Source organism: Streptomyces subrutilus, from assembly GCF_001746425.1.
Lineage (GTDB): Bacteria > Actinomycetota > Actinomycetes > Streptomycetales > Streptomycetaceae > Streptomyces > Streptomyces subrutilus_A.
In genome coordinates, this window is the sequence record NZ_MEHK01000001.1 from 4,308,979 (window position 1) to 4,322,547 (window position 13,569).

The 13,569-nt window shown below is 72.9% G+C and carries 14 protein-coding genes; 7 read left to right on the plus strand and 7 right to left on the minus strand.

Going from position 1 to position 13,569, the window contains the following annotated elements; translation table 11 throughout:
* Positions 1–6: 6 nt before the first annotated feature.
* Genes BGK67_RS20425 through BGK67_RS20435 form a run of 3 tightly spaced genes read right to left on the minus strand, consistent with a single transcriptional unit; the run spans position 7 to position 2,373 of the window.
* Positions 7–1,209 carry a serine hydrolase domain-containing protein gene (locus tag BGK67_RS20425; RefSeq protein WP_244291274.1) on the minus strand — a complete coding sequence of 401 codons (1,203 nt, stop codon included), beginning with the start codon at positions 1,207–1,209 and terminating at the stop codon, positions 7–9.
* A gap of 46 nt (positions 1,210–1,255) precedes the next feature.
* Positions 1,256–1,504 carry a DUF397 domain-containing protein gene (locus BGK67_RS20430; protein WP_069921439.1) on the minus strand — a complete coding sequence of 83 codons (249 nt, stop codon included), beginning with the start codon at positions 1,502–1,504 and terminating at the stop codon, positions 1,256–1,258.
* Entirely contained in the window at positions 1,501–2,373 is an 873-nt protein-coding gene (locus BGK67_RS20435; RefSeq protein ID WP_432215466.1) for a helix-turn-helix domain-containing protein, read from the minus strand. The genes BGK67_RS20430 and BGK67_RS20435 overlap by 4 nt, the downstream gene beginning before the upstream one ends.
* A 139-nt stretch (positions 2,374–2,512) precedes the next feature.
* On the opposite strand from BGK67_RS20435, the gene BGK67_RS20440 reads away from it, so the two are divergent.
* Positions 2,513–2,908, plus strand: a complete 396-nt coding sequence (locus tag BGK67_RS20440; protein ID WP_069921440.1) for an ATP-binding protein — start codon at positions 2,513–2,515, stop codon at positions 2,906–2,908.
* Between the two features lie 19 nt (positions 2,909–2,927).
* On the opposite strand, the gene BGK67_RS38980 is transcribed toward BGK67_RS20440, so the two are convergent.
* Positions 2,928–3,104: a hypothetical protein gene (locus BGK67_RS38980; RefSeq protein WP_167739585.1), complete on the minus strand. Its 177-nt coding sequence runs from the start codon at positions 3,102–3,104 to the stop codon at positions 2,928–2,930.
* 277 nt (positions 3,105–3,381) lie between these two features.
* On the opposite strand from BGK67_RS38980, the gene BGK67_RS37635 reads away from it, so the two are divergent.
* On the plus strand, positions 3,382–5,061 hold the full coding sequence (locus BGK67_RS37635) for a lytic transglycosylase domain-containing protein (protein ID WP_244291275.1): 1,680 nt from the start codon (positions 3,382–3,384) through the stop codon (positions 5,059–5,061).
* 1,074 nt (positions 5,062–6,135) lie between these two features.
* Here the strand turns inward: BGK67_RS37635 and BGK67_RS20450 are convergent.
* Positions 6,136–6,339, minus strand: coding sequence for a cold-shock protein (locus BGK67_RS20450; RefSeq protein WP_030012116.1), 204 nt, complete (start codon positions 6,337–6,339; stop codon positions 6,136–6,138).
* Positions 6,340–6,576: 237 nt separating this feature from the next.
* On the opposite strand from BGK67_RS20450, the gene BGK67_RS20455 reads away from it, so the two are divergent.
* From BGK67_RS20455 to BGK67_RS20470, 4 genes are all read left to right on the plus strand, one after another.
* Positions 6,577–7,440 (plus strand): menaquinone biosynthetic enzyme MqnA/MqnD family protein, encoded by an 864-nt coding sequence (locus tag BGK67_RS20455; RefSeq protein WP_069921441.1) that lies wholly within the window; start codon positions 6,577–6,579, stop codon positions 7,438–7,440.
* Between the two features lie 177 nt (positions 7,441–7,617).
* Positions 7,618–9,465, plus strand: coding sequence for a serine/threonine-protein kinase (locus BGK67_RS20460; RefSeq protein ID WP_069921442.1), 1,848 nt, complete (start codon positions 7,618–7,620; stop codon positions 9,463–9,465).
* 72 nt (positions 9,466–9,537) lie between these two features.
* A complete protein-coding gene (gene mqnC / locus BGK67_RS20465; protein WP_069921443.1) occupies positions 9,538–10,737 on the plus strand; it encodes a cyclic dehypoxanthinyl futalosine synthase in 1,200 nt (399 codons plus the stop codon).
* Entirely contained in the window at positions 10,737–11,384 is a 648-nt protein-coding gene (locus tag BGK67_RS20470) for an imidazolonepropionase-like domain-containing protein (RefSeq protein WP_069921444.1), read from the plus strand. Before mqnC ends, BGK67_RS20470 begins: the two co-directional genes overlap by 1 nt.
* On the opposite strand, the gene BGK67_RS20475 is transcribed toward BGK67_RS20470, so the two are convergent.
* Positions 11,350–11,658, minus strand: coding sequence for a helix-turn-helix domain-containing protein (locus tag BGK67_RS20475; RefSeq protein WP_069921445.1), 309 nt, complete (start codon positions 11,656–11,658; stop codon positions 11,350–11,352). The two genes, BGK67_RS20470 and BGK67_RS20475, sit on opposite strands and share 35 nt — an antisense overlap.
* Before the next feature lie 49 nt (positions 11,659–11,707).
* Entirely contained in the window at positions 11,708–12,625 is a 918-nt protein-coding gene (locus BGK67_RS20480) for a DUF3152 domain-containing protein (RefSeq protein WP_069921446.1), read from the minus strand.
* Between the two features lie 245 nt (positions 12,626–12,870).
* On the opposite strand from BGK67_RS20480, the gene BGK67_RS20485 reads away from it, so the two are divergent.
* Entirely contained in the window at positions 12,871–13,563 is a 693-nt protein-coding gene (locus tag BGK67_RS20485) for a demethylmenaquinone methyltransferase (RefSeq protein ID WP_079154293.1), read from the plus strand.
* The last annotated feature ends 6 nt before the right edge of the window (positions 13,564–13,569 follow it).

Sequence of the window (13,569 nt, forward strand, 5' to 3'; positions counted from 1 at the left end):
CCCTCCCTAGGAGTGCGGGTGCTTCGACTTCAAAGGTCGGTCCGGGGCCAGGAGGGCGGAGATCCGCTCGGCCACGGTCTGGGCCTGGTTTCCCTCCGGGGTCTTCGGGCCCTTGGTCGCGCTGACGGCGATGGCCAGCTTCTCGGCGGGGAGGTAGGCCTGGATGGCCGCGTACCCGGAGAACGAGGGATTCTGCTCGATCCAGCCGTTGTCGACGAGGATCCCGAAGCCGAAGTGCGCCTCCCGCGTGTTCTTCAGGCACACGGTGGCCGGACACCCGTCCGTCGTGGTGCCGAGCCCCACCGTGCCCGGGTCCAGTTGGGTCCGGAACGACTCCGCGGACAGCAGCTCGCCCGTGCCGACGGCGCGTGCGGACCGCTCCAGATCGCAGATGTCGGTGGTGAGGACGGCGCCCGGAGCGGTGGTCCACGAGGGGTTCCAGTAGCTGGACTCCTCGTAGATGCCGCGGTCCGAGGTGAAGGAGTGCAGCGCGGGCACCGGGATCTCGGGGGTGGCGCCGTTGGCGGTCTCGCTCAGCCCGAGCGGCCGCATCACGCGTTCCTGGAGCAGCCGCTCCAGGGACACGCCGCTGATCTTCTCCAGCGCGGCGCCGAGCAGCTGGAAGTTGGCGTGCGAATAGCTGAAGTTGGTGCCGGGCTCGTACCAGAGCGGATGGGCGGCGGCGATGCCGATGACCTCCGCGGAGGTCCAGTGCCGGAACGGCGCGGCCTCCAGCTCGGCGAGGAACTTCGGATCCGTCACGTAGTCGTGCAGGCCCGAGGTGGAGTTGCCGAGCTGGCGCAGGGTGATCTCCTCGGCGTGCGGGGCGTCCGGCAGCCAGCGGTCGAGGGTGTCGTCGAGACCCGCCTTGCCCTCCTCGACCAGCTGGAGCAGCACGGTGGCCATGTACGCGATCGCCACCGACCCCGAGCGGAAGTGCATCGCCGGATCGGCCGGGACGCCCGTCACGGACTCGCCGAGCGCGGCGGTGACCATCTCCTTGCCGTCCTGGGACACCCGGAGGATCACGGAGTTCAGCCCGAGCTCCCGCTTGGCCCGCTCGGCGATCCCGAGCACGTCGGCGGCCTGGCCCTGGAGGGGCCCGGGTGTGCTGACACAGCCCGCCGGCGCGGCGCCCGCCACTCCGGCGGGGAGGGTGGCCGCGACCAGCCCGGCGATGCAGAGCAGCACCGTACGAGTACGCCTCACCCCACCATGATGGCCGGGTACGCGGCCCCCCGCGCGGCGGGCGGCATCACGGGGCGGCGGTGATCCCGCACAGGAACGCGCTCCAGCTCGCGGGCGCCACGGCCAGCTCGGGACCGGCGGTCACCTTGGAGTCCCGGACGTGGACGGTGGTGGGGCAGGCGGCGACTTCGACGCACTGGCCGCCTTCGCCGCTGCTGTGGCTCGACTTGTGCCAGGCCAGCGCGACCTCGACGCAGTCGCCACCCTCGCCGTCGCTGTAACTGCTCTTGAACCAGGCTAGGCCGGTGGTCTTCATCTGACTTCTCCCAGCGTTTTCTCGATCAAGGCGAGGGACTCGTGGGGCGCGAGTGCCTGTGCCCGGATGATCCCACAGCGCTCGGCCATGATCCGTACCTGATCGGGGTCGGTGATCAGGTGAGGACGGCCGTAGGCCTCGTGGTAGGCGATCTGCTGGCGGCCCTTGGGATGGAGCAGGGTGAACGAGCCTCCCATTGCGGTGTGTGCGCCACGGCTATACGGCATCACCTGGAGCTCCACCGTACGCAACCCCCCGATGTGCAGGAAGCGCTGAAGCTGCTCACGGTGGACGGCCGGGCCACCCACCTGCCGTTCCAGCAGGCTCTGGTCGAGGATGAAGCTGAAGGTGGGAGAGGGCCAGCGCTCGAAGATCTGCTGGCGGGACAGTCGGTCCTGCACCCGCTTTTCGATCGTCGCCTCATCCAGCAACGGGCGGCGCTGGGTGAAGACCTCGCGTGCGTGACGCTCCGTCTGCAAGAGCCCTGGTACGCCCTGGTGCGCGTATGCATGGACGGCTTGGGTGTTTGCCTCGGCCTCCGCGTAACTCCGGAACCAGTCCGGATGCCTGGTCCGAGCCCGCTTCAGCGCGTCCTTCACGTCCGGGATCGCCACCCGCAGAACGCCCCGCGCCTCCAGCACCCCGTCGGCCCGTTCCAGCAGGTCCGGCTGCGGAGTGCGGACGCCCCGTTCGATCGCGCCGATCAGGTCCTCGCTGACGTGCAGCAGCGCGGCCAGTTCCTTCTGGTGGAGGCCGGCCGCCTCCCGTAGCGCCTTGATCTGTTTGCCCAGCGCCCGGAACAGGTGGGCCGTGCCGTCCGCCTCCACGGGGCGTTCGGGCCGTTCCTCGCGATCTGACATGTCGTTCATCGGCTGAACCGCCTTCGTCCGTACAAGCCGTACACACAGACGTCGGCGCCCCTACAGCGGATCTGCGTCACGCCGCGACTACTGGAAAGCGTAGAGCGCGGTCGACACGCTCGGTGAGGTGACGACTGAAAAGAGTGACATGGCACAGCGGTTCAGCTCCACGCGGCGCGGAGCCCGGCTCGCCCGGCGGCTCGCGCAGGCGCAGTTGGACATCTGGGGCATTCCCTACGGGTGCGAGCTGTCCGACGACGTCGGGCTCGTCGTGGGGGAGCTCGCCGCGAACGCCGTGCTGCACGGGCGGCTGCCCGGGCGGGACTTCGAGCTGCGGCTCGAGTACGGAGGTGGGTGCGTGCGGGTGATGGTCAGCGACACCCGCGGCGACACGGGGCCGCCGGACGCGCCCGCGCCCGTCGATCCGTGGTCGGCGGAGGACGGGCGCGGGCTGCTGGTGGTGGCCGCCGTGGCCCGGGATTGGGGGGTGGCGGCGCGGGGCCCCGGCAAGACGGTGTGGGCGGAGGTCGGTAGCACGCCGTAACGCCCCCGGCGGGCCCCGGTCAGCGCCGTCGGTGGTCCGCGATCAGCCGCTTGAAGGCGTCCGGGGTGATGGACTCGATGCCCTTGCCCGAGTTCACGGTGATCTTCTTGCCCTCGATGAACACCGCCGGGATGCCGTTGCTGCCCTCGTCGTAGAAGGCCTGGCCGACCTTCTCCACCCACGGCAGGTAGGCCACTCCCGGGCCTCGCGGCGCTGTTCCTTCTGGGTGCTGGTGGCCATAAAGGCCAGGATAAGAGGGCGAACTGGTGGAAAGCGGGGGGCATATGGTCAATACGGTCAGGGACTCAGGTTCTGTGTCCGTTCGGCCATGAGACTTCGGTGAAGGCGAGACGAATGGTCCGTCACATCTGCCGGGGTGACGGCGAGTCTCCTGCGAATACCTGATAGACAGTGGATATTCACGGCCCGACCGGCCGTGCACCCATGACGGCTCCTGGGGGGATCGCCGCACTGTGAAGCCGCTTCACCGTCACCTCGTCAACACCTCGCGCAAGGTCCTGTGCACCGCGGCACTCGCGGCCAGTCTGACCACCGCCGCGGTCGTGACCAACCCGTCGACCGCCGACGCGGGGGAGTCCGAGCCGACTCCCGACAGTCCGCAGGCCACCGACCGCGGTGACGCCCGGCTGGACCTGCCCGACATCGTCGCCGACCCGCAGCCGGCCGCCGGCGGGACCGTACCCGAAGGGGCCAGCGGCATACCCGCCACCGCTCTCGACGCCTACCGGCGGGCCGAGGTGGCCGTGGCGGCGGCGCTGCCCGGCTGCAACCTGCCCTGGCAGCTGCTCGCCGGCATCGGCCGGGTCGAGTCCGTGCACGCCTCGGGTTACGGGCTCAAGACCGACGGCTACACCGAGAAGCCGATCCGCGGTCCCCGCCTCGACGGCAACGGCTTCGCGGAGATCCGCGACACCGACAAGGGCGAGTTCGACGCGGACACCGAGTACGACCGGGCCATCGGCCCGATGCAGTTCATCCCCTCCACGTGGGCCACGTGGGGCGCCGACGGCAACGGCGACGCCAAGCGCGACCCGAACAACATCTACGACGCGGCGCTGGGCGCGGGCCTCTACCTGTGCGCGGGCGATCGCGACCTCTCGGTCGCGGCGAAGCTCGACTCGGCGGTCCTCAGCTACAACAACTCCCGTGAGTACGTGAACACCGTGCTCGGGTTCATGCGGGAGTACCAGAACGGCGTCGGCGAGGTCGCGAACCCGCCGGCCGGGGACTACCCGATCGAGACGCCGGGCAGCACCCTGCCCACGCCGCAGACGCCGGCCAAGACCACTCCGGCCCCGAAGCCGAAGCCGACGCCGACGCCCACCCCGACCCCCACGCCGACCCCGACCCCGACCCCGACGCCCGAGAAGCCGAAGCCGCCGGCCCCGCACCTGACCGACGTGTCGGTGCTCGGCAGCCCGGCTCTCACCGCCGAGGCGGGGGCGGCGTTCGCCGAGGTCCCGCGGGTCAAGGTGGTCCGCAGCGACGGCAAGCCGGCCGCCGGCCAGCAGGTCGTCTTCGCGGTCGAGGCCGACGCCACCGGGGGCACCGCCTTCCCCAAGGCCCCGACCGACTCGCTGGTGGTCGTGGCCGACGCGGAGGGCATCGCGGCCGCGCCCGGCCTCACGGCGGGGCCCAAGGCCGGCACCTTCACCCTGCGGGTCTCGGCCACCGACACGACGGGCAGGGTCCAGACGGCCTTCACCGGCACGGTCTCGGCGAAGCCGAAGCCGGTCGCCGACCGGCTGGCCCGCCCGGACGGCGCGAAGCCGCTGGAGGCCGTCGCCGGCGAGAGCCTCGAGGACATCACGGTCCTCGCCACGGCCGCGGGCAAGGCCGTGGAGGGCACGGAGGTCCTCGCCGAACTGGTGGTCAAGGACGCGGACGGCGCGTGGGTCCCGGTGGACCCGGAGACCGCGAAGGGCCCGTACTTCAAGGACGAGGCCGGCAAGAAGACCTTCCGGCTCCCGCTGCTCAAGTCGGGCGCCGACGGCAAGATCGTCCTCCCGGACCTGTTCACGGACGCGGACCTCGCGCCGGGCACGTACACCCTCCGCCTGACGACCCCCCAGAAGACCACCCTCCTTCTGGACCTCAAGATCACCGCCCCGACCCCGACCCCGAAGCCCTAATCCGACGCCGGGCCCTGCCACCAAGGGGTGGCCCCCTCCGGGGCTGCCCCGCGCCTCAAACGCCGGCGGGGCTCGAGGACCGGGGCTCCGCGCCCCGCGCCCGAGCCCCGGCAGGGCTCAAACGCCTGGGCTCCGCCCAGGCCCCCCGCCTCAGGCGCCGGCGGGGCTGGGGTTGGTCGGTGAGGGGCGGGGTGCGGGGCCCCTCCGGGGTGTCTCCTCGGCTCGCGCACTGAGCCTCGTCCGAAGGCTCGGCCGAGGTTGCGCGCTCGTCCTGCGGGGACACCCCTGCACGGCCCCACACCCCTCGGCTGACGAAGCCCGGCGGTGGGGTGGGGGCCCGCAGGAGGGTCCCCGCAGGACGAGCGCGCAACCCGGGTTCGGTCTTCCGCAGCCGCGGCTCGGTGCGCGAGCCGAGGAGACACTCCGGAGGGACCCCGCCCCACACCCCGACAGGGCCGCTCCAGCTCAGGCCGCCCGGAACAACGCGGCCCTCGACCCGCACACGCCCCCGCGGCCCGACCCGCCCCGGACCCCAGCCCGCACCGAGCCCGGCCCTCCCGGCCACACCCGTACCCCCGGGCCGGGGCCGAGCCCACGGCCGCCGGGTCTTGACCCGCAACCGCCCCCCGGACCCCGCCCACCGGGGCCCCGGGCCTTGGCCCGCCTCCCCGAGCCGGGTCCTAGCCCACGGCCGCCGGGTCTTGACCCTCAGCCGCACCCCGGACCCCGCCCGCCGGGGCCCCGGGCCTTGGCCCGCACCCCGGGCCCCAGCCCGCACCCCGGGCCTTGGCCCGCACCCCGGGCCTTGGCCCGCCCGGGGTGCGCGCCGGGCCGGACCGGGCCCCGGCCCGTTCGGGCACCCGGCGCGGGCCCCGGCCCGCACCCGTCAGCCCGGCCTCGGCCGGCCCGAACGACGTGGGGCCCGCACCGTGCGAACGGTGCGGGCCCCACGTCGTTCCCCGCCACCCACCCCGGGAGGGAACAGGCAGGAGCCCTGCCGTTCCGCTCGCGCAGAAGGGGACAGGGCTCCTTGGGTACTGCTTTTCCAACCGCGATTAAGGTTGGCCCAGGCGATTAGGCCGGGGTGACGTTCTCCGCCTGCGGGCCCTTCGGACCCTGCGTGACGTCGAAGTTCACCGTCTGGTTCTCCTCGAGGGAGCGGAAGCCAGAGGCGTTGATCGCGGAGTAGTGGACGAAGACATCCGGGCCGCCGCCGTCCTGGGCGATGAAGCCGAAGCCCTTTTCAGCGTTGAACCACTTCACGGTTCCGGTAGCCATGAGCCCTCCTATGGGCCAAAGGGTCGCCCTGCTCCAGAACCTGCTAAGAAGTCTGAAAACTACAAAAGCCTGCGGGTCACATTCTCCGCAGGCCTCGTACTGCAAGGGAAACCAAACTGCAACTTGCGTCGAGCCTAGCACGCACCCCACGGCGGAGACCAGAGGGAAAGATCACGTCACTCGGACGTTTGAGACCCGCGGCGAGGCTGACGTGACACCGGGGGCTAGTCTCGCGATGTGGACGTCTATCGCAGCCGGCCCCGCGTCGGCCACATCCAGTTCCTGAACTGCCTTCCCCTCTACTGGGGCCTGGCCAGAACCGGCACGCTGCTGGACCTGGAGCTGACCAAGGACACCCCCGAAAAGCTCAGCGAGAGCCTCGTCGCGGGCCGGCTCGACATCGCCCCGATCACCCTCGTGGAGTTCCTCCGCAACGCCGACCGGCTCGTCGCCTTCCCCGACCTCGCGGTCGGCTGCGACGGCCCCGTGATGTCCTGCGTGATCGTTTCGCAGGTCCCGCTGGAGCGGCTGGACGGAGCCCGCGTCGCCCTCGGCTCGACCTCCCGTACCTCCGTACGCCTCGCCCAGCTGCTGCTTTCCGAGCAGTACGGGGTCCAGCCCGACTACTACACCTGCCCGCCCGACCTGGGCGTGATGATGCAGGAGGCCGACGCGGCCGTGCTGATCGGCGACGCCGCCCTGCGCGCCTCGCTCCACGACGCCCCCCGGCTCGGCCTCACGGTGTACGACCTGGGGCAGATGTGGAAGGAGTGGACGGGACTGCCGTTCGTCTTCGCCGTCTGGGCCGCCCGCAAGGACTACCTCGCCCGCGAGCCCGACGTCGTCCGGAAGGTCCACGAGGCCTTCCTCGCCTCCCGGGACGTCTCCCTGGAGGAGGTCGCCAAGGTCGCCGAGCAGGCGGCCCGCTGGGAGGCCTTCGACGCGGAGCTGCTCGAGCGGTACTTCACCACGCTCGACTTCCGCTTCGGACCGGAACAGATCGCCGGCGTGAGGGAATTCGCCCGCCGCACCGGACCCACGACGGGGTATCCCGCGGAAGTGGCCATGGAGCTCTTGACGCCGGCCGCCGCCGAAGGGTGATCGGATTCGGGGTCCGGGAACGACGGATATGCCGTTTCCGTTGAATTCGGTCTCCCATTCCCTTCCCGTCACCGGTCGGGAAGGGAAAGGCGGCCCGCCCACGCCACCCACCCTCTAACCTGCTGCTTGGCCGGGGCGGACACGAGGGCCCCGGATCCCGGGGGATGGGGGGACGCGATGCAGCCGCTGGAAGCCGGTGAGCCGCGGACCATCGGCGCGTACCGGCTGCTGGGCCGGCTCGGCGCGGGCGGCATGGGCCGGGTCTACCTGGGGCGCAGTGCCGGCGGCCGGACCGTCGCGGTCAAGATCGTGCACCCGCACTTCGCCGCCGACGAGGAGTTCCGCGCCCGGTTCCGCCGCGAGGTGGAGGCCGCCCGGCGGGTGGGCGGAGAGTGGACCGCGCCCGTGCTCGACGCGGACCCGGAGGCCCCGGTGCCGTGGGTGGCCACCGGCTACGTGGCCGGCCCGTCCCTGGACCGGGCGCTGGCCGCCCACGGGCCGCTGCCCGAAGCCTCCGTACGGGCCGTCGGCGCCGGCCTGGCCCGCGCCCTGGTGGCCGTGCACGGGCTGGGCCTCGTACACCGCGACGTGAAGCCGTCCAACGTGATGCTGACCCTCGACGGGCCGCGGCTGATCGACTTCGGGATCGCCCGGGCCACGGACGGCACCGCCTCGCTCACCTCCACCGGGGTGTCCGTCGGCTCGCCGGGCTACATGTCCCCCGAGCAGATCCTCGGCAAGGGCGTCACCGGCGCCTCCGACGTGTTCTCGCTGGGTGCGGTGCTGGCCTTCGCGGCGACCGGGCGGCCGCCCTTCACCGGGGACAACTCGGCGACCCTCCTCTACAAGGTGGTCCACGAGCCGCCCGAGCTCGGCGCGGTCCCGGCCGGGCCGCTGCGCGAGCTGATCGAGGCCTGCCTGGCCAAGACAGGCGCCGCCCGGCCCACCCCGCAGGCGGTCGCGGCGGCTCTGGACGGGGCCCTGCTCACCCCGGGCTGGCTGCCCGCGCCCCTGGTCGAGGAGGCCAGCCGGGCCGCGGTCGCCCTGCTCGACCTGGACGCGGATCCCGCCGCGGGCGGGGCGGTGGTCCCGGACGCCCCGTCCGGCCCGGTCCCCTTCACCGCCCCCGCCTACGGCAGCCCGGCCGGCGCCGGCTTCGGCTCCCCCGCCCCGTCGTACGGCGGCCACGGCCCGTACGGCTCCGCGGGCGCGGGCGCCGGCGCGTACGGGAGCCCGGCCGAGGCTGCGGGCGGAGCGGGCGCCGCCGCCGGCCCCTCCGCACCCGGCGGGCCGGGCTTCGGCCCGTCGGGCTCCGCGCCCGGACCGCTGGGGGCGGCTGCCGCCACGGGCGGCCCGTACGGCCCCTACGGAGCGCCCGCCGACACAGGCGGCGGTGTGCCCGGGCCCCGGACCGCACCCGACGGGCGGCAGGTCACCGTCAGCGCGGCCGGGCGCCGCTTCAGCTGCACGCTCGTGCTCGCCGCGGCGGCCGTGCTGGCCGCCGTGTCCGGCGGGCTGTACGGGGCGGGCCTGCTGCCCGGCCAGGGCGACAAGGGCCGGGACGCGGTGGCGGGCGACGGCCCGCGGACCTCGGCGCCGGCCTCGCCCCCGGACTCGGACACCGGTCCGTCCGCGGGGACGACGCAGGCCCCCAAGGGGACCCGCCAGGACGTGCCCAAGGAGCTCATCGGCACCTGGAAGGGCACCGTCACCACCGCCCGCATGGGCGTCGCCGCCGAGTTCGAGATCACCATCAAGGCCGGCAAGGTGGGCGAGGTCGTCGGCCGGGACAAGTCGGTCCTGGCCCTCCTCGGCACCGACTGCAGCGGCGACTGGAAGCTCGCCTCCGCCACCGACCGCTCGCTCGTCCTGGACACCTCGGGCGGCCCCAACCCGGCTCCCGGTATCTGCTCGGGCGGCTCCGCCGACGAGCGGTTCACCCTCAACGACAACGGCACCCTGCACTACGAGTCGGGCGACGTCCCGGCCGGAAACCCGGAGGGCGACCTCACCCGAAGCCCGTGACGGGGAGCCGCGGGCCCTGGCGTAGGCTGGATCGGTCCGGACCTTGACACACCGCCGAAAGGTGACGCACCGGTGACCGACCAGGCCGCTCTCCAGTCTGTCCTCGACCGCGCCGCCGCGGGAGGCCGGATCACCAAGGAAGAGGCGCTCGACCTCTACCGGCACGCGCCGCTGCACGCCCTCGGCCAGGCGGCCGACGCGGTGCGCCGCCGCCGCTACGCGGGCACCGAGCACATCGCCACGTACATCATCGAGCGGAACATCAACTACACCAACGTGTGCGTCACGGCGTGCAAGTTCTGCGCCTTCTACGCGGCCCCCAAGGACACGAAGAAGGGCTGGTCCCGCGACCTCGACGACATCCTGCGCCGCTGCGCGGAGACCGTGGAGCTCGGCGGCACGCAGATCATGTTCCAGGGCGGGCACCACCCGGACTACGGCGTGGAGTACTACGAGGAGCACTTCTCCGCCATCAAGAAGGCGTTCCCGCAGCTGGTCATCCACTCCCTCGGCGCGTCCGAGGTCGAGCACATGGCCCGCATCTCGGGCGTCACGGCCGAGGAGGCCATCCGCCGCATCCACGCGGCCGGTCTCGACTCGTTCGCCGGCGCCGGCGCCGAACTGCTGCCGGAGCGCCCGCGCAAGGCGATCGCCCCGCTCAAGGAGTCCGGCGAGCGCTGGCTGGAGATCATGGAGATCGCCCACGGGCTGGGCGTGGAGTCCACCTCCACCATGCTGATGGGCACCGGCGAGACCAACGCCGAGCGCATCGAGCACCTCGCGATGATCCGTGACACGCAGGACCGCACGGGCGGCTTCCGCGCCTTCATCCCGTACACCTACCAGCCCGAGAACAACCGCCTCAAGGGCCGCACCCAGGCGACGATCTTCGAGTACCTGCGCATGATCGCGATCGCGCGCCTGTTCCTCGACAACATCGCCCACATCCAGGGCTCCTGGCTCACCGTCGGCAAGGAGGCGGGCCAGCTCTCGCTGCACTACGGCGCGGACGACCTCGGCTCGATCATGCTCGAGGAGAACGTCGTCTCCTCGGCCGGTGCCAAGCACCGCTCCAACCGCCAGGAGATCATCGACCTGATCCGCAAGGCGGGCCGCACCCCCGCGCAGCGCGCCACGACGTACGAGCACCTCCTGGTGCACGACGACCCGGCGAACGACCCGGCCGACGACCGCGTCGTCTCGCACATCTCCTCCACCGCCATCGAGGGCGGCACCGCGCACCCCGAGCTGAAGCTCATCTCCACGAACTGATGCTGACGCTCCACTCCGCCGAACTCCTCGTCCCCGGGGCCGGATCCGCGCCGCTGCCCGGCGGCGCGGTCCTCGTCGAGGGCGACCGGATCGCGAGCGTGGGACCGTACGAGGACCTCGCCGCGGCCCACCCGCACGCGCGGGCCCGGTGCTGGCCCGGGGTGCTCACCCCGGGGCTGCTGGTGCGCGGGGCGGACACGCTCCTGGAGCGGACCTACTACCCGGACGACCCGTACGAGACCGCCGAGCTCGGCTCCGAGCCGATCAGCGGGCAGGACGCGCTCGAGGCGCTGAAGCTGACCGAGGCGCGGTGGGGCAACAGCGCCCGGCGCGGCACCCAGAAGCTCCTGGCGCGCGGGGTGGTGGCGGTCGCCGGCCGCTTCGCGATCCCGGCGGTGCGCACGGCGGTGGCCCGCTCGGGCCTCGCGATCCTGCCGCCCGCCCCGTACGAGGGCACGCCCGCCCTGGACCCGTTCGCAGCCCACCGGGACGCGGCCGAGGAGGCCTTCCACGGGGTCCTGGAGCCGGGCGCCCCGGCCCGCTTCGCGGTGTTCGCGGTCGCCGGCTTGCAGGCGCTGCCGGTGGACGGCGCGACCACGTGCGTGGCCACGGTCATCGGGGGCCGGCTGCTACACCGCCGTCGCTGAGCCGCGGGTCCTCCCGGGCGAGCGCGGCGAGCAGGCAGGCCTGGAGGCGGCTGATCCCGCCCAGCTTGGTCCGTATGTTGCCCACGTGGAACTTGACGGTGCTGACGGACAGTTGCAGCTCGGCGGCGAGCTCCGCGTTGGAGGCGCCGGTGGCCAGGCACAGGAACACCGCGGACTCCTGGTCGGTCAGCTGGGCCGGCGGGCGCACGCCGTCCGCGGGGGAGGCGTCGTACGCGGGGAACCACGCGGGGACGCTGAAGCTGACGACGCGCACGGTATCCACTCCTCGCCCCTGGCCGGCCCGTCCGGTGCCGGCTCTCGCCCTATAGGACGGGTGGACCGGACAGATAGGTTCCGTTCGCGTCGTACGGCCAGGCATTGGACTTGCAGCCGTTCAGTCCCTTGATCTGCTGCATCATCGCGGGAGCGGGCTGTCCGGCGCCCGGGCACCCCTCGTGCGAGTGGCCGAGCTCGTGCCCGACCTCGTGGTTGACGATCAGCGCCCGGTACTCCTCCACCGAGCCGCTGAACTGCGGTGACCCCTCCTGCCAGCGCTTGAGGTTCACCACGACGGTGTGCCCGGCCCGGCAGTTGGTCTCGCCGATCAGCTCGGGGGTGACCACCTCGCACAGCCGGTCGGTGGTCTTGGGCGTCGCGATCTTGACGGTGAAGTCCACCGGCTGGCCCGGGCCGGCGAGCTGGAAGGCGTAGGCCGGGTTCTTGATCCAGCCGCGCGGGTCCCCGAGGATCGCCTCGACGGAGCGGGCGGCGGCGTCCGGGTCGACCCCGCTGCCCTCCTCGACCTCCAGCCGCCAGCGGCGCACGTTCCCCTTGCCCTGGGCCGCCCCGGCGGCGCCGGAGGCCTTGAAGGTGCCCGGGCCGGAGACCGGGACCTGGGCGGAGGGCGACGCGGGGGCGGCCGGGGTGGGCGTGGGCGAGCCGGCGGGCCGGGACGGGCTGCCGGAGGGGGAGGCCGGGGCGGGGTCGCGTCTGCCGCCCTGCGCGGCCGCTTCCGACCCCTCGGCGGGCTCGCCGTCCTGCTGGCCGGGCCGGGCCGCCGAGGGCCGTCCGTCCGCCGTACCGCCGTCCTCGTCCGGGGCCATCGCGTACGCCGTCGCCGTGACCGCGACGAGGGCCACCGAGCCGAGGATGATCGTGCGCCGCAGCCGCTTGCGCCGCTCCGCCCGGCGCTTGGCGCGCGGGCTGAGGCGGGAGCGACCGGTGGAATGGCCTGCCGGCATCGTGAAGCCCTTTGCTCGTGGCGGCCGCCACGGATCCGGCCGCTGGTCAAGGCCCATGATCCATTGGGTGACCGTCACCGGGCCGCACCGCCCCCAGTCAACGCGCCCCGGGGCCCGGGCGGAACTGTCCTCCGGGCCAGTTGTCCGGTTCACCCGGCCCGGGGCCCGTCCATCCGCGGCGGCCCGGCCTGAGAGGATGGGGCGGTACCCGCCGATCCGCAGCGCACACCGAGGGGCGAACACCAGTGACAAGGGCTTCCCTGGACAAGCAGCCGCACGAAGTCGCCTCGATGTTCGACGGCGTGGCGGCGAACTACGACCTCACCAACGACGTGCTCTCCCTCGGCCAGGCCCGGCTGTGGCGCAAGGAGGTCGCCAAGGCCGTCGGCGCCCGCCCCGGGCACCTCGTCCTCGACCTGGCCGCCGGCACCGCGACCTCCTCGCTGCCCTTCGCCGCGACCGGCGCCTACGTCGTGCCCTGCGACTTCTCGCTGGGCATGCTGCGCGAAGGCAAGAGGAAGCACCCCTGGCTGCCCCTCACGGCGGGCGACGCGACGAAGCTCCCCTTCAAGGACGGCGTCTTCGACACCGTCACGATCAGCTTCGGCCTGCGCAACGTGCAGAACACCGAGGGCGCGCTGCGCGAGCTGTACCGGGTGACCAAGCCCGGCGGGCAGGTCGTCATCTGCGAGTTCTCGCAGCCCACCTGGGCCCCCTTCCGCACGGTGTACACCGAGTACCTGATGCGGGCGCTGCCGCCGGTGGCCCGGGCCGTCTCCTCCAACCCCGACGCCTACGTGTACCTCGCCGAGTCCATCCGCGACTGGCCCGACCAGCCCGAGCTCGCCGGCCTGCTGCAGAAGGCCGGCTGGTCCAAGGTCGCCTGGCGCAACCTGAGCGGCGGCATCGTGGCGCTGCACCGGGGCTTCAAGGCCTAGGCCTGG

Coding starts and splice junctions, on each gene's coding strand:
- BGK67_RS20430 (WP_069921439.1), bottom strand. CDS start 1,504: ATGAAGACCACCGGCCTAGCCTGGTTCAAGAGCAGTTACAGCGACGGC.
- BGK67_RS20435 (WP_432215466.1), bottom strand. CDS start 2,373: ATGAACGACATGTCAGATCGCGAGGAACGGCCCGAACGCCCCGTGGAG.
- BGK67_RS20440 (WP_069921440.1), top strand. CDS start 2,513: ATGGCACAGCGGTTCAGCTCCACGCGGCGCGGAGCCCGGCTCGCCCGG.
- BGK67_RS20450 (WP_030012116.1), bottom strand. CDS start 6,339: ATGGCTACCGGAACCGTGAAGTGGTTCAACGCTGAAAAGGGCTTCGGC.
- BGK67_RS20460 (WP_069921442.1), top strand. CDS start 7,618: ATGCAGCCGCTGGAAGCCGGTGAGCCGCGGACCATCGGCGCGTACCGG.
- BGK67_RS20470 (WP_069921444.1), top strand. CDS start 10,737: ATGCTGACGCTCCACTCCGCCGAACTCCTCGTCCCCGGGGCCGGATCC.
- BGK67_RS20480 (WP_069921446.1), bottom strand. CDS start 12,625: ATGCCGGCAGGCCATTCCACCGGTCGCTCCCGCCTCAGCCCGCGCGCC.